This window comes from Wukongibacter baidiensis, from assembly GCF_050888315.1.
GTDB lineage: Bacteria > Bacillota > Clostridia > Peptostreptococcales > Caminicellaceae > Wukongibacter > Wukongibacter baidiensis.
The window spans coordinates 2,559,582-2,578,210 of record NZ_CP138202.1 but is presented as its reverse complement, the minus strand read 5'-3'; the positions used below and the strand labels follow the sequence as shown (position 1 = coordinate 2,578,210).

The 18,629-nt window shown below is 35.2% G+C and carries 16 protein-coding genes; 12 read left to right on the top strand and 4 right to left on the bottom strand.

Annotation, left to right across the window (positions count from 1 at the left end; translation table 11 throughout):
- The first annotated feature begins 13 nt into the window (after nt 1-13).
- On the top strand, nt 14-1,018 hold the full coding sequence (locus R9X47_RS11685) for a phosphotransferase enzyme family protein (protein ID WP_432667005.1): 1,005 nt from the start codon (nt 14-16) through the stop codon (nt 1,016-1,018).
- A 327-nt stretch (nt 1,019-1,345) separates the two neighbouring features.
- Nucleotides 1,346-2,476, top strand: coding sequence for an iron-containing alcohol dehydrogenase family protein (locus R9X47_RS11680; RefSeq protein ID WP_432667004.1), 1,131 nt, complete (start codon nt 1,346-1,348; stop codon nt 2,474-2,476).
- A gap of 129 nt (nt 2,477-2,605) precedes the next feature.
- Here the strand turns inward: R9X47_RS11680 and R9X47_RS11675 are convergent, their stop codons facing one another.
- The 3 genes from R9X47_RS11675 to R9X47_RS11665 all read right to left on the bottom strand — a co-directional run bounded on the left by R9X47_RS11675 (nt 2,606) and on the right by R9X47_RS11665 (nt 5,302).
- Nucleotides 2,606-3,433 carry a phosphoenolpyruvate hydrolase family protein gene (locus R9X47_RS11675; protein WP_432667003.1) on the bottom strand — a complete coding sequence of 276 codons (828 nt, stop codon included), beginning with the start codon at nt 3,431-3,433 and terminating at the stop codon, nt 2,606-2,608.
- A 2-nt stretch (nt 3,434-3,435) separates the two neighbouring features.
- Nucleotides 3,436-4,665 carry a Tm-1-like ATP-binding domain-containing protein gene (locus R9X47_RS11670; protein WP_432667002.1) on the bottom strand — a complete coding sequence of 410 codons (1,230 nt, stop codon included), beginning with the start codon at nt 4,663-4,665 and terminating at the stop codon, nt 3,436-3,438.
- Nucleotides 4,666-4,795: 130 nt separating this feature from the next.
- Nucleotides 4,796-5,302, bottom strand: coding sequence for a hypothetical protein (locus tag R9X47_RS11665; protein WP_432667001.1), 507 nt, complete (start codon nt 5,300-5,302; stop codon nt 4,796-4,798).
- A 328-nt stretch (nt 5,303-5,630) separates the two neighbouring features.
- On the opposite strand from R9X47_RS11665, the gene R9X47_RS11660 reads away from it, so the two are divergent.
- From R9X47_RS11660 to R9X47_RS11615, 10 genes are all read left to right on the top strand, one after another.
- Complete coding sequence (locus R9X47_RS11660) at nt 5,631-6,785, top strand: sugar ABC transporter substrate-binding protein (protein ID WP_432666999.1); 1,155 nt, start codon at nt 5,631-5,633, stop codon at nt 6,783-6,785.
- Between the two features lie 210 nt (nt 6,786-6,995).
- On the top strand, nt 6,996-8,537 hold the full coding sequence (locus R9X47_RS11655; protein WP_432666998.1) for a sugar ABC transporter ATP-binding protein: 1,542 nt from the start codon (nt 6,996-6,998) through the stop codon (nt 8,535-8,537).
- The gene (locus tag R9X47_RS11650; protein WP_432666996.1) at nt 8,512-9,507 is read left to right on the top strand and encodes an ABC transporter permease; all 996 of its coding nucleotides are present in this window, start codon (nt 8,512-8,514) and stop codon (nt 9,505-9,507) included. Before R9X47_RS11655 ends, R9X47_RS11650 begins: the two co-directional genes overlap by 26 nt.
- Nucleotides 9,508-9,536: 29 nt before the next feature.
- Nucleotides 9,537-10,760: an S-methyl-5-thioribose kinase gene (gene mtnK / locus R9X47_RS11645; RefSeq protein WP_432666995.1), complete on the top strand. Its 1,224-nt coding sequence runs from the start codon at nt 9,537-9,539 to the stop codon at nt 10,758-10,760.
- Nucleotides 10,757-11,803 (top strand): S-methyl-5-thioribose-1-phosphate isomerase, encoded by a 1,047-nt coding sequence (mtnA, locus tag R9X47_RS11640; protein WP_432666994.1) that lies wholly within the window; start codon nt 10,757-10,759, stop codon nt 11,801-11,803. Before mtnK ends, mtnA begins: the two co-directional genes overlap by 4 nt.
- A gap of 70 nt (nt 11,804-11,873) precedes the next feature.
- Complete coding sequence (locus R9X47_RS11635) at nt 11,874-12,659, top strand: DeoR/GlpR family DNA-binding transcription regulator (RefSeq protein WP_432666993.1); 786 nt, start codon at nt 11,874-11,876, stop codon at nt 12,657-12,659.
- 24 nt (nt 12,660-12,683) lie between these two features.
- Nucleotides 12,684-13,460, top strand: coding sequence for a class II aldolase/adducin family protein (locus tag R9X47_RS11630; protein ID WP_432666992.1), 777 nt, complete (start codon nt 12,684-12,686; stop codon nt 13,458-13,460).
- A gap of 192 nt (nt 13,461-13,652) precedes the next feature.
- Nucleotides 13,653-14,204, top strand: a complete 552-nt coding sequence (locus R9X47_RS11625) for a nitroreductase family protein (RefSeq protein WP_432666991.1) — start codon at nt 13,653-13,655, stop codon at nt 14,202-14,204.
- Nucleotides 14,205-14,555: 351 nt separating this feature from the next.
- Nucleotides 14,556-15,929, top strand: a complete 1,374-nt coding sequence (locus tag R9X47_RS11620) for a methyl-accepting chemotaxis protein (protein ID WP_432666990.1) — start codon at nt 14,556-14,558, stop codon at nt 15,927-15,929.
- A gap of 217 nt (nt 15,930-16,146) precedes the next feature.
- Nucleotides 16,147-17,544, top strand: a complete 1,398-nt coding sequence (locus R9X47_RS11615) for an ATP-binding protein (protein WP_432666989.1) — start codon at nt 16,147-16,149, stop codon at nt 17,542-17,544.
- Nucleotides 17,545-17,646: 102 nt separating this feature from the next.
- On the opposite strand, the gene R9X47_RS11610 is transcribed toward R9X47_RS11615, so the two are convergent.
- Nucleotides 17,647-18,606 carry an ABC transporter ATP-binding protein gene (locus R9X47_RS11610; protein ID WP_432666988.1) on the bottom strand — a complete coding sequence of 320 codons (960 nt, stop codon included), beginning with the start codon at nt 18,604-18,606 and terminating at the stop codon, nt 17,647-17,649.
- Nucleotides 18,607-18,629: the final 23 nt, after the last annotated feature.

Below are 18,629 nucleotides of genomic sequence, written 5' to 3'. Positions count from 1 at the left end.
GTGAGGTGTATAAATGTTATTAATGGATATGGAATTGATGCAATCCTTATTTATAGAGGCTGAAAAAGGAAATATTGAAGTATTTGAAACGCTGGTATCTAGATGGACGAATAAAAAGGCCATAATAAAACCATTCAGAGCTAGTGCTAATTTTATTTTATTAGTTGAATTTGACGATAATAGATATTTCCTACGTTTTAATGAAGAAAAAATAAAGAGTGCAGAGGAAGTGAAGGCTGAATTAGATTATTTAAATTTCATCAAGTCAAAAGGAATGAAGGCTATTAATCCTGTTTTATCACTGAATGGTAATTACATGGAGACACTTAAAATTGATAATAGGATGCTGAATGCTGTTATGTTTAAAGAAATAGAGGGAAAGCAACTGGACTACAAACAATTGAGTATCGACCATTTTAAACTGTGGGGAGAATCTATGGGTAGAATTCATAGGATCTCTAGTTGTTATCCCTATGATGGACGTAGAAAGGATTGGCAAACATTACTTAATGATGCTGTCAATCTAGTGTCTGAAGATGACGAGGAATTTAGAACTGCATGTGAAGGCATAAGACAGCAATTAAGTGAGATACCAAAGAATCAAACATCCTATGGATTAATTCATTTCGATATGGAGCTAGACAATATGATATGGAAGGATAGCGAAATATATACAATTGACTTTGATGATTGTTCATATCACTGGTTTGTTGCTGATATAGCCTATGCATTACGTGATATATTTGATGAAGGACACAATATAGACGTTGAGAATGAAAACTTTAAAGCCTTTATAGAAGGGTATAGATCTAATCATAGCTTTGATGAAGAGTGGTTGGTCTGGCTACCTATAATGTATGAATTCCATCGACTTCTACAATATGCACACATTTTTTATGCATATAAAAATACCGATGCTACCAATGACACGTCGTGGCGTAAAAAATTGAGAGAACGGCATGAAGGATACTTAGCAAAACTAAGAAAGGATTTGCTAAGGGATAGACTGAAAAAATAGTCTGTACGTGTATTTTAATTGGTAATATGTTAATTATTAAGGATAGGATATATAGTTATAAACAGGAAGAAAAGGTTTAGACCGCATTATAGCTTTATAATCTAAAAGTTTAAAATTATTAAGAAAAGGGTTGAAAGGTGCCACGACATGCACCTTTTAACCCTTTTTTGATGTTAACCGTACTTATTTTAGGGTGATATAGTGGAAAATTGATTTTAATAAATTGGTATCATTCTTGCAAAAGTAATAAATTGCACTCAAAAAAAGAAAAAAGGCACATGTTAACATGGGAGAACCTAAAGCCGAATGAAGGGGATGTAAGTTAATATGGATAATTTTAGTATACCAAGTAATATCATTTTTGGAGAAAATTCAATTACAGAATTAAAAGGACTATTAGAACAATTTAAAGTAAAAAATATTTTGATAGTATGTGATGGCGGAGTTAGAAAAGTAGGTATTGTTGATAAAGTTTTTGATGAGATAAAAGGACTTGACTATAAAATTTCAATTTTTGATAAAGTAATGCCTAACCCTACAGATATACTAATCTCTGAATGTGTAAAAGAATATAGAGATAAAAATATTGAGTGTATAATTGCAGTCGGTGGAGGGAGTGCAATAGACTCAGCAAAGGCTATCAATGTTGTACTTTCGAATGGCGGGGAAATCATGGACTATGAAGTACCAAATTCCGTTAAAAATAGGACATTCCCATTAATTGCAATTCCAACAACTTCAGGAACAGCAAGTGAAGTAACAGGTTTTACTATTATTACCGATACTACTAGAAAGAAAAAAGTAGTAATTGGTGGAAAGAATATTTCGGCTGATCTTGCAATTCTAGATTACTCACTAACGTATGAACTACCTGCAAGTATAACTGCTTCAACAGGCATGGATGCTCTTACACATGCAATAGAAGCATATGTTTCTACCCTGGCAACACCATTTACCGATGTCAATGCATTGGGTGCAATGGTGTTGATTTTAAACAATATAGAGGCAGCAGTTAAAAATGGTGAAGATAAAGAAGCAAGAAAGGAAATGATGATTGGAAGTACCATGGCAGGAATTGCCTTTAACTCTGCGGTATTAGGGTTAGTACATGCTATTGCACATCCATTAGGTGCACATTTTAATATAGCCCATGGAATTGCAAATGCAATAATGTTACCATATGTAATTGAATATAATGGCGATCATTGTGAAGAAAAAATTAGAAATATTGGAGAGATTTTAGGACTTACACGTGAAATGAGTACTCCAGAAAAGGTTAGTGAAAAAATACTTGAGATTAACAATAAAATTGAAATACCTAGACTAAGTGAAATTGGAATTAAGAAGTCGGACTTTGATTTTATTGCTGAGGCAGTTCTTCAAGAACCGAGCTTAGCTATGAATCCAAAAGCCGTAATACACCAGGCTGTTGTAGGATTACTAGATAAGGCATATTAAACTTTATTTGTAAAAAATAATAGAAAATAAAAGAACCTTCTTTGATTTAAGAGTAGTATACTCATATAACAAAACAAAGAAGGTTCTTCTTATATCTACTTTTAGTAATAAGATCCTATCCCTATAAAATTAAAATCTAATATTCTTAAAATCAAGTACTTGATTCTTAATAGCAATTTCAGTAGGAAGTCTTTCTATACTAGAAGCACCAAAGAATCCAACAACTCCTTTAGTTCTTTCAAGTACATATCTTGCATCCTCTGGTTCTGCAACTGGCCCGCCATGGCAAATAACTAGGATGTCTGGATTAACTGACTTACCAGCATCATGTATATCTTGAATTACCTTCACACAATCATCTAGAGTCAAAGCAGTTTGTGCACCAATGCTTCCCTTGGTAGTGAGTCCCATGTGGGCAACTAGAACATCGGCTCCGGCCTTTGCCATTTTAATTGCATCATCGGTATCAAATACATAGGGGGTTGTAAATAGATCTAACTCATGGGCTTTTCTGACCATTTCTACCTCTAGATCGTAGCCCATGCCAGTCTCTTCGAGGTTCATTCTAAACTTTCCATCTATTAAACCAACCGTAGGGAAGTTTTGAACACCTGAAAAGCCTAAATTCTTGATATTCCTTAAGAAGACGTCCATATTTCTAAAGGGGTCTGTTCCACAAACCCCAGCAAGTACAGGAGTATCCTTAACGACGGTTAAAACCTCTCTGGCCATATCTACTACTATCTGATTTGCATCACCATAGGGTAAAAGCCCTGCTAAGGAACCCCTGCCTGCCATCCTATATCTTCCAGAGTTATATATGATTATTAGATCAACGCCTCCGGCCTCTGCTGATTTAGCAGAAATACCGGTACCGGCCCCGGCACCGATTACTGGCTTTCCATTTTTTATTTGGTTATCTAATCTTTTTCTGATTTCAGATCTTGATAAAGCCATATTTACACCTCCTCTGGATTGTCTTTCATAAACTCAATAAGCTTTTTAGCCATAGCAATGGCAAACTCTTCACTATTGATATCCGTATCCATCTCAACTAACTCGATCTTTTGCTTATCGATTCTATTCTTAAGTTCTGTAAATAAAGTTCTATCCTCCTTTGGACCATAGAAGGGCTGACCCTTTACATCTATAAGGGAGACCCCCTTAAGAGGCAAGAAGAGAGCAGTCTTACCCTGGGATTGGTTTAACTTTTCAGAAATAATCCGTCCAAGGTCTTGGCATTCTTTTGAAGTTGTACGCATTAGGGTGACTGTGGCATTATGCTTATAGATATTTCTCCCCTTAAATTTCTCTGGGACCGTATCAATCGGACCAAAGTTTACCATGTCTAGTGCACCAGTAGAAACTACTTGAGGTATTCCGGCTCTGGCAGCGGCTTCAAGCCTATTTGGGCCAGCCGATAGTACACCACCAACTAATTCATCGCACCATTCAGTAGTCGTAATATCAAGGACTCCCTTTATAAAGCCAGATTCAATTAAGCTTTCCATGGCTTTCCCACCTGTTCCGGTGGCATGAAAAACTAAGACCTCATATCCATGCTCCTCTAAATATTCCCTTGCCGTTGTTACACAAGGGGTGGTAACACCAAACATTGTAGCACCGATAAGTGGTTTTTCATCCTTTGGTTTAGGTGTGTGCCCCTTAGACATACCTGAAATTGCATGGGCAGCATTTGAAAGTATTTTGGATGATAGGCTGTTGATACCTGATATATCGACAACTGAATACATCATGGTTATGTCCTTTACATCAACATAGGGTCTCGTATCTCCTGAGGCAAGGGTTGACACCATAACCTTCGGAACCCCAACTGGTAAAGTCTGCATAGCATATGTACCTATAGTAGTACCGGCCGAGCCACCAAGACTAATTATTCCATCTAACTCTCCCTGAGCATATAGAGCACCGACAATTTTAGCTGCTCCCTTCATCATAACGTTGATAGCATGACCTCTATTATTTTTCTCAACTAAATCTTGCAAGTTCTCACCGCCTGCAAGAGCGACTTCCTCACTTGAAACATCCGGTTTAAAGTAAGGTTTTCCCTTAACTCCACTGTCAATCACAATGGTTTCTAAACCCTGGGCTTCAATTATATCCTTGATAAACTTAAACTCTTTGCCCTTAGTATCCAGAGTTCCTAGAATCACGATCACTTTACCCATAAAAAATCCCCCTTTGGCTTGTCTTACTTCATAATTATGCTAAGTAAAGGGGGATAATTACTATAAAAATTTTGATTAATACTTTAAAAAACACTGTATAAAAATAGAGGGATGATTCCTATGGGCTGCTCTATTTTACAAGTTCGTAACTATCTGAAAACTCTACCTTTAACTCTTTTTCATTAACAAACATCCACTTATCATTTTCATGTACGAACTCCAATTGTAGATTTCTATCTATATAAAAGTCAGTACCCTTATTTATATAATCCATCATTAGCTGATCATCGGTCTTGGTAAATGTCTGTCTAAATGAAAGATCCATTAAAGCTTTATCACCATCTATTTCCAAATTCACTATATTTGTGTGGGATATTGTTGATTTTACAGAACCGCTCTTGATAAATACATAGTAAATACCAAGAACTATTTCATGGACATCGGAATTTGGCTTGATATATTCGAAGAGTTCCTTAGAAATATCATTGTAGCCAAAGGTATAATCTAAATACATTTCAGAGATATTGGTCAGTTCTTGTTTGGGAGTATAGAAATTGTTGTATATATGGCCAAATAGAATGATTCCAGCAATTAATACCACGATAAATATCAGTGTTTTTTTATTATGACCTTCCATATAGGTCTCCTTTCGAGCTTTATTATATCCATATTATACTAGAAAACAGCTGAATGCAAAACAAAAAAATAACAAAGTCACACAAATGGTCAATAAACCACAAAAATTCATTGACAAAATTCAGAAAAGTGTTAAAATTGAATCATGGAAAAACTTAACAAATAATCAAAAGTAGAATGGTGTTGAAGAATGTAGAAAAGAAAGAATGAAATGATAAAAAATCTAAAACCCTTTATATTACTGAAGAACATTGTTTTGATGCTCACTAGGCTTGTAAAAGCCTAAAGTAATATTATTTTTAAGAATTTAAATTAAAGGAGGAGTAACAATGAAAAGATTTTTAAGTTTGTTTTTGGTTTTTGTAATGTGTTTGACTGTTTTTGTGGGATGTTCTAAGCCAGCAGAACCTAGCACAAGCAATACTGAAGCTACAGAGCAATCAAGTGAACAAGCTAGTGAAGAAAAATCTGACAAAACAACTTCTAGTGCGGCAATACCAGAAAGTGTAAATGGGAAAAGTTTTAAGATTGCACTAGTTAAAGAGTGGGGAACAGGCACACATATGGTTACCCATATCAACGCCGTTAAGAAGGAAGCAGAAGAACTCGGAATGACAGTAAACGTTGTAGATGCAAATCATGATATCGTAAAAATGGCTGATGGTATTAATGCAGCTGTTGAAGAGGGTGTAGACGCAATATTAATATCCCATGGTAAGCCTGATGGATTAAAATCAGCAGTTGAAGAAGCCCTTAAGGCTGGAATTCCTGTTATAGCATTCGATATAGACTTTGATATCGACAGTGAGTTAGCAGATGGTTTACTAATCAGTCTTGATCAAAATGATTTAATGTTAGCCTTATTAGCACTTGAAAAATTAGTTCAAGATATCGATGGTGAAGGAAATATTGTGTATTCATACCTTTATGGAGTAGCACCTACGGATAAACGTGACCGTATATATAAAGCAGTACTACAAACTTACCCAAGAGTTAAGGAAGTTGCGCGTTTCCAGGCTAGCCCTTCAAATGCAATGGCAGAAGCTCAACAAAGAATGGAAGCAGTGCTTACAGCAAATCCGCAAAAAGGCGATATAGATGCAGTATTTGCAGTATGGGATGAATATGCAAAGGGTTGTTTCAATGCCATCACTCAAAAGAAAAGAGATGAAATTAAGCTTTATGGTATAGATATGTCAGACCAGGACTTGGCAATGATGCAGGACAAAAGCGGTGTGTGGAAAGCTGCTGCTGCGGTTGACCCAGCTGTTATTGGACAGGTTCAAGTAAGACTAGCATTAAAGGCTCTAGCCGGAGAACGTATTCCTAGATACTATTCATTACAGCCAGTTCTTGTTAAACTAGAAGATCTACCTAAGGATAAAAGAGTTACTGTAAATGAGCTACCAAATATCTATGATGGTTGGGGTTCAAGTGATGAGTTCCTTACTGACTGGATGAAGGCAATAAAAGCAAGTAAATAATTTGGAATTATTATGGGGCTGCTTCATAAAATTATCTCATATGTTCAGCCCCAGGGTGTTTCAGAATGAATGAAGTTCAAGGTTTTGAAATTTCAGCGGTTTGGCTAGTACTTGTGTACGTGCCAAGTCGATGAAATTTCAAATAACGCAGAAATTCATCATTCTGAGACACCCTAGATATATATTTTCTATTAAGGGAGGGGTATGCCCTTGAGTCAATATAACAATTTGCTAGAGATGAAGAATATTTCAAAAAGCTTTCCCGGTGTTAGGGCACTAAAGGATGTAAATTTCTCTATGAGATCAGGTACGACCCATGCACTAATAGGTGCAAATGGAGCAGGGAAAAGTACGCTTATGAAGGTCCTTGCAGGTGCATATGGTGGAGACTTTGAAGGAAAAATCTTAATAGATGATGAGGAAATAAGTATTAATAAACCAGTAGACTCTAGAAAACAGGGGATCGAAATAGTTCATCAGGAGGTAGACACTGCATTAATTCCTCACTTGACCGTTGCTGAGAATATAATGCTTGACTATACAGTAAACGAGTATAAAAAAGCATTTATAAATTGGAAGGATATAAAAAGTAAAGCAAAGGAAGTACTTAAAAGACTCAAATTAGAACTGAATGTAGACAGAATAGTAAGTGAGCTAAGTTTATCGGAAAAACAACTGGTTCTTATCGGAAGAGCTATAGCCCATGATGTTAAGTTCATAATACTTGATGAACCTACGGCACCACTGAGCTTAAGTGAAACAGAACAATTATTCAATATTATTAATGATTTGAAAAAAGAAGGTGTTGGAATAATCTTTATATCTCACCGTTTAAATGAATTGTTTAGGGTTTGTGAAGATATAACGGTTTTAAAGGATGGAGAATTGGTTGGCACCTATAAAGTGTCTGATATGACTATAGATAGTGTAATTGAAAAAATGCTTGGACGAAAAATGGATGAAACATATCCTAAGATCGAAGCAGAAATTGGGGATAAGATATTTGAAGTAAAGGATTTGTCGGGTAAAGGAGATGTACATATAGATGATGTAAATATGCATGTTAGGGCAGGAGAGATTGTAGGAATAGCTGGATTAGTAGGAGCTGGTAAAACGGAGCTATCTAAGCTGCTATTTGGAGCCAGTGTAATAGAAAAGGGAAGTGTACTTGTAAATAATAAAGAAGTTTCTCTAAAAACCCCAAAGCATGCTGTGGACTCAGGTATTTGTCTAGTACCTGAAGAAAGAAGAAAAGAGGGCATATTGGTTAAGGAATCGGTAGCCTGTAATATAACCCTTGGAACTTTAAAGAACTTCTGTAACTACTCATTTATAAACAATATAAAGATTAACAATAGAACAAACCAAGTAATTAAAGATTTGGGAATAAAAACTCCTAGTGAAAAACAGAAGGTTGCTCACCTTAGCGGAGGTAATCAACAAAAAGTAGCTATAGGAAAGTGGTTAATCTCTGATTCCGATGTCTACATCTTTGACGAACCTACAAAGGGAGTCGACGTAGGAGCAAAATCAGATATATTTATACTTATCAGCGAATTGGCTAAGAAAGGGAAAGGGATTATCTATGCATCCTGTGAACTTGGAGAAATAATGGGAATCTCCGACAGAATATATGTAATGTATGACGGTAAGATAGCCAAGGAATTAATTACAAAGGATACGAATCAGGAGGAAATACTATATTACTCAACAGGGGGGCAAGAAAGTGAAAGCGCAAAGCAAAAAAATTGATCTATTTGATTATTTGTATCGCTATGGAACACTTTTGGTAATCGTTTTTGTTACGGTGTTCTTCTCCTTATCACTTCCACACTTTTGGACATATACAAATATGTCGGATATATTAAGATCTATTTCTATAGTTACTTTGATAGCTATTGGTGTAACTATATCATTGACGGTAGATGGATTTGACTTGTCTGTTGGGTCAACTGCTGGTTTAGCAGCAGTTATAGCAGCAAAGCTTATGGTTATACATAACTATGGTATGGTGCCTGCAATTATATTTCCGATTTTAGTAGGTATACTTATTGGACTAATAAACGCATTTCTAATCGTAAAGATTGGTATACCTGATATGCTAGCCACACTATCTATGATGTTTGTTATTAAAGGAGCACTAACCACATATACAAAGGGTACAGCAATCTATAACTATATGCCATTGCCTGACAATGGTGGAATCGCCGAAGGCTTAATGAAAGAGAATTTCCTATATTTAGGGCAAGGATATATTCTAGGCATTCCGGTACCAGTTATCATAATGTTCGTCGCAATCTGTATAATCCACATATTCTTAAACCATACAAAATACGGACGCTTCTTACATGTTACAGGTGGAAATAGAGAAGCTGCTAGATTATCGGGAATTTTAGTAAATAAGTATAGGACAATTGCATACATATTATCAGGGGCATTTGCGGCCCTTGGAGGTATCGTTTTAGCAGCAAGATTGGGTTCTGGAGAGGTTGATGCCGGAGCAGCATATCTTATGGATTCAGTTGCTTCAGCATACATAGGTTTCTCAATAATGGGAGCAGGAAAAGCAAACGTAGTCGGTACCTTTTGTGGTGCAATATTGATTGGAATTCTTTTAAATGGATTAACTATGCTGAACTTCCCATACTATGCTCAGGATATAGTAAAGGGTACAGTTTTAGCATTTGCACTTGCAATAACTTATTACAAGAAGAAACAGTAATCCTATTAATAGAAAAGGGGGACAATTGCATGTCAGAATATTATGTTTTGGATACAAGTACAATATTTGATTATATCCAAAGGGAGCTAAATTATTTTGCAGAAGATGCTGATATACAATGTAATGAAATCGGCGATGGTAATCTAAACTTAGTATTTAGGATTGTTGATAGAAAGAATAGCAAAAGTATTATAGTAAAGCAATCCCTACCCTATGTTCGCTGTGTAGGAGAGGATTGGCCGTTAAATATTAATAGAGCGGAGATTGAAAATAATATTCTGGAAATAGAATATGAATTGACTGATGGACTAGTTCCAAAGATATATAAGTTTGATCCTGTTATGTATGCAACCCTAATGGAGGATTTATCAGACCATGTAATTATGAGAACAGGCCTTTTAGAGCTTAATCAATACCCAAGATTTATTGATCAAATAACGGATTTCATGGTAAAAACACTGTTATTAACATCCGATGTAGTAATGGACCACCAAAAGAAGAAGGAGCTGGTAAAGCAGTTTATAAATCCAGAGCTATGTGATATTACTGAGGCCTTAGTTTATACAGAACCATTCTATGATGCAGAGAGAAACAACATAGATGATTTTATGATTGAATTTATGGAAGATAATGTATGGAATGATAACGAGTTCAAACTAGAAGTGGCTAAGCTTAAGTTTGACTTTATGACAAATGCCCAGGCACTACTTCATGGAGATTTGCATACGGGAAGTATTTTTGTAAAGGAAGATAGTACAAAGGTTATCGATCCTGAGTTTGCATTCTATGGTCCTATAGCCTACGATGTAGGAGCCTTGGTAGCTAACCTGGTGATGAATTATATATCTACAGATTCGATAATAGAAGATGAAGAAAAACGAGAAGACCATAAGGAGTATTTATTAGACACTACTAGAGAAGTAATAGATGTATTTAAAGAGAAATTCTTAAAACTATTCGATGAGGTTGTTACCGATGAAATGGCAAAGTTACCAGGATTTAAGGAGTGGTATCTAGACAATATAATAATTGATACAGCAGGAGTTACAGGCTGTGAAATGATTAGAAGAACCGTTGGTCTTGCCCATGTTAAGGACCTAGATGACATTCCAAAGATAGAGAAAAAGGCCGAGGCCAAGAAAATAAATGTATTTATGGCTAAGGAGTTTATTATGAATAGAAAAGAAATCAAGACAGGACAGGATTTTATTGATATAGTAAATCATTACTACAAACAGGAGGTAACAGCATGAATATAATTGTTCCAGCTAAACTAAATGAAGCAAAGGATGCCATGATTTTACTTGATCAAACCCTATTACCGGTTGAAAAGAAGTTTATAGAAGTTAGTAAGCTAGAGGACACTTGGGAAGCTATAAAAAAATTACGTGTTAGAGGAGCTCCTGCCATAGGTGTTGCTGCTGGATTTGGGATATATCTTGGGGTTAAGGATTCAAAGGCAGAGAAATTCGAGGATTTTTATAAGGAATTTATGGAGGCTAAAGAGTATTTAGCATCTTCAAGGCCTACAGCAGTTAACCTATTCTGGGCTTTAGATAGGATGGAAAGCAGATTACTTAAGGAAAAGGAAAGAAGCATCGAGGAAATAAAGGAATGCCTGCTTGAAGAAAGTGAAGAGATCTTAAAGCAAGATCAAGACATGTGCAAGGCGATTTCAGAATATGGTCTAAGCCTTCTTAAACCGGAAATGGGCTTGTTAACTCACTGCAATGCAGGGGGGATAGCTACATCAGGCTATGGAACAGCCCTAGGGCCAATGTATCTAGGTCATGAAAAAGGGTATAATTTTAAAGTTTATGCCGATGAAACTAGGCCATTGTTACAGGGCTCTAGACTAACGGCTTGGGAGCTTAACGAAGTTGGAATAGACGTAACGGTTATATGCGACAATATGGCATCCATAGTAATGAAGGAAGGAAGAATAGATGCAATATTAGTTGGATGCGATAGAGTAGCAGCTAATGGAGATACTGCCAATAAGATCGGAACATCGGGAGTGGCTATACTAGCTAAGGAATATAACATTCCTTTCTATGTTTTGGGACCAACTTCAACTATTGATATGAACACTAAAACTGGAGATGATATCGAGATTGAACAGAGAGGCAGTAAGGAGATTTACAATGGATTTGGAAGACAGACTGCACCAACTGAGGTAAAATTCTATAATCCTGCATTTGACGTAACTGATCATAAATATATAACGGCAATAATAACGGAAAAAGGCATAGTAAAACCACCTTTTGCTGAGAATCTTGCAAAAATATTTGAATAACTAAAAAAATTCAGTTATCATACTACTAGTAAAAAAAATAATTTCGACTGTGTAAAGGAAAGGTGATCGGGTGCTACCTATAACAAGAAAAAAGAAGATTACAAACATAATAAAAGAGAAGAAAAGTGTGACTGTAACTGAATTAAGTAAAGAATTTAATGTATCGGAAGAAACTATACGACGTGATCTAGCTCAATTAGAAAAAGACGGTGTACTTAACAGAGTATATGGAGGAGCATACATAGTAGATGGAGTTCAAAATGATGTAGATATAAACCTAAGAAAAAATATATATAGTGAATCAAAAGAAAAAATAGCAAATATCTGTAGTGGATTAATAGAAAATGGTGACTCCATAATATTAGATTCATCAACTACCTGTCTATATATTGCAAAAAAAGTTATTGATAAAAACATCACAGTTATAACCAACTCGTTACAAATAGCCAATGCCTTAGAAGAGGCTAGCAATATTAAACTAATAATGATAGGCGGCAGCTTTGATGCAAAAACCTTAGCTTTTTACGGAAGAAATGCAGAACTATTTGCTGGAAAATATTTTGCTGATAAGGTATTCGTTTCATGTAGAGCTTTGAATTTGGAAAAGGGAATCATGGATTCAAATGAGCATGTTGCGGAAATGAGAAGGGTATTTTTAAATCAGGGATGCGAGGTTAATCTAGTGGCGGATTTCTCTAAGTTTGATAGAATAGCATTTATACATTTTGCGGATTTTGAAGAGGTAAACGCTATAATTACCGATAAAAAATTAGGCGATGAATGGCACAGTTCTATGGACGAAAGAGGAATCAAAATATTTGATGAAGAGTTAAGCGATGACGAATATAATGACTGATAAGATAAGTCAGGAGGTGATAGGATGAATAAAGGCCTTAGTGAAGATCAAATTAAAAGAGATGTATGTGATATCGGTAGAAGAATGTATATGAATGGCTTCGTTGCTGCAAATGATGGAAACATAAGTGTAAAAATAAATGATAATGAAATAATAACTACTCCTACTGGGGTTAGTAAGGGTTTTATGACTCCTGAAATGCTTTGTAATATTGACCTAGATGGAAATGTGATTCGTGGAAACACGAAGCCATCATCTGAAATAAAGATGCACTTGAGGGTATACCAAGAAAATCCAGAGATAAAGGCGGTAACCCATTCTCATTCGCCCTACGCCACAGCCTTTGCCATAGCTAGAACGCCTCTAGATAAGGCTTTACTGCCTGAAGCTATTGTTAATCTAGGTAGTGTGCCAGTTGCTGAATATGCAACTCCTGGCACAAATGATGTATCGGAATCAATAGCTGAGTTTGTTATGGACTACAATTGTGTTCTATTAGCAAATCATGGTGCCGTTACATGGGGTACGGATTTAATGCAGGCATACTTTAGAATGGAGACTTTAGAGTACTATGCAAAAATATTATTTATAACCACTATGCTAGGTAATGCTAAGGAATTGTCATGCAATGACATAAGCAGTCTATTGCAAATAAGGCAAAAACAAGGCATTACAACCGGAGGGGTACCGGCAAAATGTAATGATGTTCAAAATAGTTTGGATGCTCAGCAAAGTTCCCAAGAGGATTTATTGGTTCAAAGGGTTACCGATGCAGTTCTTAAGAAATTGACGGATATATAGCTTTTCTTAAAAAGGGTGAGAGAAGCTTTGAAGATATGCAAAAAAATTTTCCCTCATATTTTCTATATAAGACTCTCCTATGTATAAAGATATATACCTAGGAGAGTTTTAAATTATTTACTTTTTCTAATAATTTCTGAGGTAATATTAATCACTTTAATGCAAATAATAATGTAGAAGGAAGGTGAATGCATGCAATTTTACGATGTGATTGAAAATAGAACTAGTGTAAGAGAATTTCAAAGCACACCTATTGATAAGAGCAGTTTGTCAAGGGCAATAAACTCAGCCATGATGTCTCCGTCATGGAAAAACAATACATCATATAAATTTATATTAGTTGATGATCCAAGAGAAAAGGATATGTTGGCTCAGGCGATAATGAATGATACCAACAAGGCTTCGGAATCAGTTAAGCAAGCACCAATGGTTGCAGTAATTGTGGCTGATCCATCTAAGTCAGGAGTAGTAGAGAATAAAGAGTACTACTTGGTAGATAGCGCTATAGCTATGGAACACTTTATACTTGCCGTAACGAATGAAGGATATGGAACATGCTGGATTGGTGCTGTTGATGAGAATAAAGTAAGACAAGCATTGTCCATACCAAATGATCAAAGAGTAGTTGCTATGACTCCAATTGGAAAAACTGCCCACAACCCTGAGCATCAACCTAAAAAAGATGTAAGAGAATATGTGTTTCTAAATAAGTGGGGAAAGGCTTATACTGAAAACTATTCATAGTTTAAAACCAAATAAATTGAATCTTTTATATAAATCGTATGTGAGAAATAGATATTGATCACATGCGGTTTTTTTACATGTAAAGGAGTTAAAATTAAGGTGGATTTCTTACTGGAGCAAATATTACAGACTTGTAAAAAATACTCATTAAATGACGAAAAATGTAAAAATTACAAAAACGATATAGTACACGTATGGTGTTTTTGTATCAATGTTGTCGCTGTTAACATTGGAAATGGACAATATATGTTAAAAATTATTACTTAGTATTTAATGGCATAAAAGTTGCGTATTTATACAACTAGCAGCATTTACGTTAATATTTACTGACTATTAAGGGAGGAAACAAACATGTTATTTAAAAAGAAGAACAAGGTTTTAGAAGAAGTAGATGAATTCAATGGGTGTAAAGAGAAATTAAAAGGTGCGATAAATAGTGTAATAAATGGTGAGGTCTACTATTTTGACGAGAAGGAGATAGGATGTGAAGACCTAGCTTTTTTATGGAATAATATGCTAGATGTATTATGTGAGGAAAAGAAAGTCATAGTAAGGAATGTAAATGGATTATTAAAGTATATTACTGAAATGGAATTTGTTAAGGATATGATAAATGATGTAAGAGTTCAATCAAGTACATACCATAATATCGCAGCAAGTAGTCAAGAGATGGCAGCTTCTATAGATGATGTAGCAAACTTTATTGAAAATGCTGCTGATACGACAAATGATACAGAAAAAGTAGCAATAGAAGGCGGAGAGAATATTAATAGAGCCTTCTCCTTTGTAAATGAATCCTTTGAAGATATTGATGATATAAATAAGCAAATAAAATATGTAATGGATAGAACGGAGAAGATTAATGGTATCGTGGATATAGTGAAGGGGATAGCTGAACAGACTAACCTTCTGGCTCTCAATGCGGCAATAGAGGCTGCAAGGGCAGGGGAGCAGGGCAAAGGATTTACGGTTGTTGCCGATGAAGTAAGGAAGCTTGCTGAACATACTAAAGAGTCAGTTAAGGATATACAAGAAAACATTAATGAATTAAAGGTTGATATGAAAAAGTCTCTAGAAAAGGCAAGTGAGACCTCAGCAAAGCTTAATACTGGAAAAAATCTAGTTGATGATGCATTAAGCTCTATAAATACAATAGTTGGAAGAGTTAAAGAAGTAAATGATAATGTGGTTCAAATTTCAGCCAATGTTGAAGAGCAGACTGCTGTAACTGAGGAAATTACTAGAGAAATCAATAGCTTAAATGAACTTACCGAGAGCCTCTTAAATGAATGTGATAGAACAGGAAGTACTATTTTTGACATCAGCAAGAAGGTAAATAGTTTAAGGCTGAGCATGATTACAAAGGAGTTATGTTTACAGGATCAAGATTTATTAGATGTATGTATAACAGACCATTTGATATGGAAATGGCGAGTGTATAACATGATTCTTGGATACGATGAAATAGACATAAACAGTATAGGAACCCATCATCAATGTCGATTAGGCAAATGGTATTATGGAGACGCAAGCTTAGACTTCAAGAAAGAGAGAGAGTTTATTGAGCTGGAAGAAGCACATATTCGTCTACATGAATTAGCAAAGGAGGCAACAATTGAATATGGGAAGAATGATATAGAAAAAGCTGAGGGAGCCCTAATGGAAATGGATAGATGTTCTAAGATAGTAGTTGGAGCCTTAAATAATTTAAAGAGAAATATTTAGAACTCAAATAGATCTTAATAGAGAGTATCATAGTATAAAATCAGAAAAAGAGTCAAAAAGAATTATTTCTCTAAGGCACTTTTTGTTATATAAAAAAATAATAATATGGGAAATCGTAAAGGAAAATGCTAGAAAATGTAGAAAATAATATATATCGAAAAACTGCATAAATTTTCTTAGGGGTGAATTAATAATAAAATTAAGGGGTAATGCCTTTATGAAAACGGGAAATCTTACTAGAGAAGAATTGATGTGTAGGCTTAATAAGGCTGAAAAATGTATTAAAGAATTAGAGGGGGAAGTGTGCAGATATAGAGAAAAAGAGCTGCAGAATAATAAGAAAATTAGTTGGCAAATGAATAGAATTAATATGCTAGAAGAGATCCTTCACACTATTCCTGCTGGCATCATGATTGTGGATGAAGATAGAAAGATAACAGAGATGAATAAAGCCTTGATCGACAGTGCACTAAAAGAACCTGAAGAAATTCTAGGACAAAAAGGTGGAGTTGCACTAAGGTGCTCGGAAAGTGGCAATGGATGCGGAGATGGCCCCATCTGTGTTGACTGCCCTCTTAAAAATTCTGTTGAGAATGTTCTAGATACAGGTGAGCCAATATTCGGTCTGGAGACAAAGGCTAACGTGCTTATGGATGGAGAGGTTAGTGAAGCATGGCTTAGAGTTAATATGATTAGAATCATAATTGAAGAAAGAAAGCATGTAGTTATTATTATTGAGGATATCTCATTGAAAAAAGATATGGAGAAACTGGAAAAGAATTTTAAGCAAAGCGAGCAGAAGTTAGTGGAATTAAAGGAATATGATAAACTGAAAACCCAGTTTTTTTCAACCGTATCCCATGAGTTTAGAACTCCACTCAATATTATTCTTGCGATAGTACAGCTTTTCGAGGAAAGAAATGAAATGGCTACAGAAGAGTCATGTAAAATATTAAAAAAACATGTGAAAATGATGAAGCAAAACTGCTATCGCCTACTTAGGTTGATTAATAATCTAATAGACATCACAAAATTAGATTCTGGTTTCATGAATATGAACCTAAAGAATTATAACATAGTAGAAGTGGTAGAGAATGTTACACTATCTGTTGCTGAGTATCTAAAAAGTCATAAAATCAACCTAATATTTGATACAGAAATAGAAGAAAAGATCATGGCCTGTGATGTAGATGGATTAGAAAGAGTAATACTCAATCTACTCTCTAACGCAACCAAATTTGCAAGATCAGGTGGAAGCATAAGTGTAAACATATATGATAAGAGTGATAGGATTAGTATTAAAGTAAAGGATACGGGTATTGGAATACCTAAAAGCAAGATAGATAAAATATTTGATAGGTTTGAGCAGGTTGATTCATCGCTTAGGAGAAGAAAAGAAGGAAGTGGTATAGGACTATCACTAGTGAAGGCAATTGTAGAAGCCCATGGAGGTACAATTACCGCTGAAAGCGAATATGGACTAGGAAGCGAATTTACAATAGAATTGCCTGTTTTTCAAGTAGGTCAAAATACAGGAACAGAAGATGAGGTAGCAACAACAGTTGAAACAAAGGTTGAAAGGATACATATAGAGTTTTCTGATATATATTCATAGTGGGATGGTAGATGTTAAAAGACTATTGTATGTATTGATTTGTATTCTTTAAAAGGGCTATAAAATTTCTGCGTGAAATTTTATAACCCTTTTCTTTAAACTCTAACTAGTATAAATCATTTTTATTATTTCCTCTATACTAGGTTCTTGAATCTTAAAATCTTCTATATCAAAATTATTGAAGAGGATCTTTGCAATTTCTGATGTTTGCTTTTTATCCATCGAGTCGAATATTAATTGAGATTTTTCAGAGTCATAAATCCCCCTATACTGAGATAATATTCGATTTAAGAGTATATTGTCGTCGGTATGATGAAGCTGGGCTATAATTTTGGTAGGGAGATCAGCTATTGTTTTCAGTTCTTTTACCTTACCCTTATAGACTATGTCTCCGTGATTAAGCACCAACATTTCATTGCATAATTTTTCTATATCCTTCATATCATGCGTCGTTAGAAAAATGGTTTTGCCCTCCTGGTTAATCTCCTCGAGAAAGTCCAAGACCTTATGCTTAGACACAACATCTAAACCTATGGTTGGTTCATCGAGAAAGAGAATGTCGGGATTATGAATCATACATGCACCGAGCTCTGCCCTCATTCTCTGCCCAAGACTAAGCTGCCTAACTGGATGCCTAAGAATGTCCTCAAGGAACAATTTCTCCACAAGATATTCTAGCTGTTTTTTGTATTTTTTATTATCAACCTTGTAAATACCCTTTAAAAGCTCATATGTATCTATTACAGGTAGATCCCACCACATTTGAGTTTTCTGACCAAATACTACACCAATATTTTGAACATATCTTTTTCTATCTTTGTACGGTATATATCTATCGACTTTAACTGTTCCGTCACTTGGAGTCATGATACCAGTAAGTATTTTTATCGTTGTAGATTTACCGGCTCCATTAGGACCTATATAACCTAAAAACTCCCCTTTTTCTACACTAAAATTAATGCCATTCAAGGCTTGAATTTTCTTTCTAGTTCTCCTAAGAAGGCCCTTTTTCTCATAAACAGTGTACTCCTTCTTAAGTCCCTTGACAGTAATAAAATCCATCTATATAGATCTCTCCTTTCAGA

Excerpts from the sequence above, each read along its gene's own strand:
- R9X47_RS11685 (WP_432667005.1), top strand. The coding sequence starts at position 14 with ATGTTATTAATGGATATGGAATTGATGCAATCCTTATTTATAGAGGCT.
- R9X47_RS11680 (WP_432667004.1), top strand. The coding sequence starts at position 1,346 with ATGGATAATTTTAGTATACCAAGTAATATCATTTTTGGAGAAAATTCA.
- R9X47_RS11675 (WP_432667003.1), bottom strand. The coding sequence starts at position 3,433 with ATGGCTTTATCAAGATCTGAAATCAGAAAAAGATTAGATAACCAAATA.
- R9X47_RS11670 (WP_432667002.1), bottom strand. The coding sequence starts at position 4,665 with ATGGGTAAAGTGATCGTGATTCTAGGAACTCTGGATACTAAGGGCAAA.
- R9X47_RS11665 (WP_432667001.1), bottom strand. The coding sequence starts at position 5,302 with ATGGAAGGTCATAATAAAAAAACACTGATATTTATCGTGGTATTAATT.
- R9X47_RS11660 (WP_432666999.1), top strand. The coding sequence starts at position 5,631 with ATGAAAAGATTTTTAAGTTTGTTTTTGGTTTTTGTAATGTGTTTGACT.
- mtnK (WP_432666995.1), top strand. The coding sequence starts at position 9,537 with ATGTCAGAATATTATGTTTTGGATACAAGTACAATATTTGATTATATC.
- mtnA (WP_432666994.1), top strand. The coding sequence starts at position 10,757 with ATGAATATAATTGTTCCAGCTAAACTAAATGAAGCAAAGGATGCCATG.
- R9X47_RS11630 (WP_432666992.1), top strand. The coding sequence starts at position 12,684 with ATGAATAAAGGCCTTAGTGAAGATCAAATTAAAAGAGATGTATGTGAT.
- R9X47_RS11625 (WP_432666991.1), top strand. The coding sequence starts at position 13,653 with ATGCAATTTTACGATGTGATTGAAAATAGAACTAGTGTAAGAGAATTT.
- R9X47_RS11620 (WP_432666990.1), top strand. The coding sequence starts at position 14,556 with ATGTTATTTAAAAAGAAGAACAAGGTTTTAGAAGAAGTAGATGAATTC.
- R9X47_RS11615 (WP_432666989.1), top strand. The coding sequence starts at position 16,147 with ATGAAAACGGGAAATCTTACTAGAGAAGAATTGATGTGTAGGCTTAAT.
- R9X47_RS11610 (WP_432666988.1), bottom strand. The coding sequence starts at position 18,606 with ATGGATTTTATTACTGTCAAGGGACTTAAGAAGGAGTACACTGTTTAT.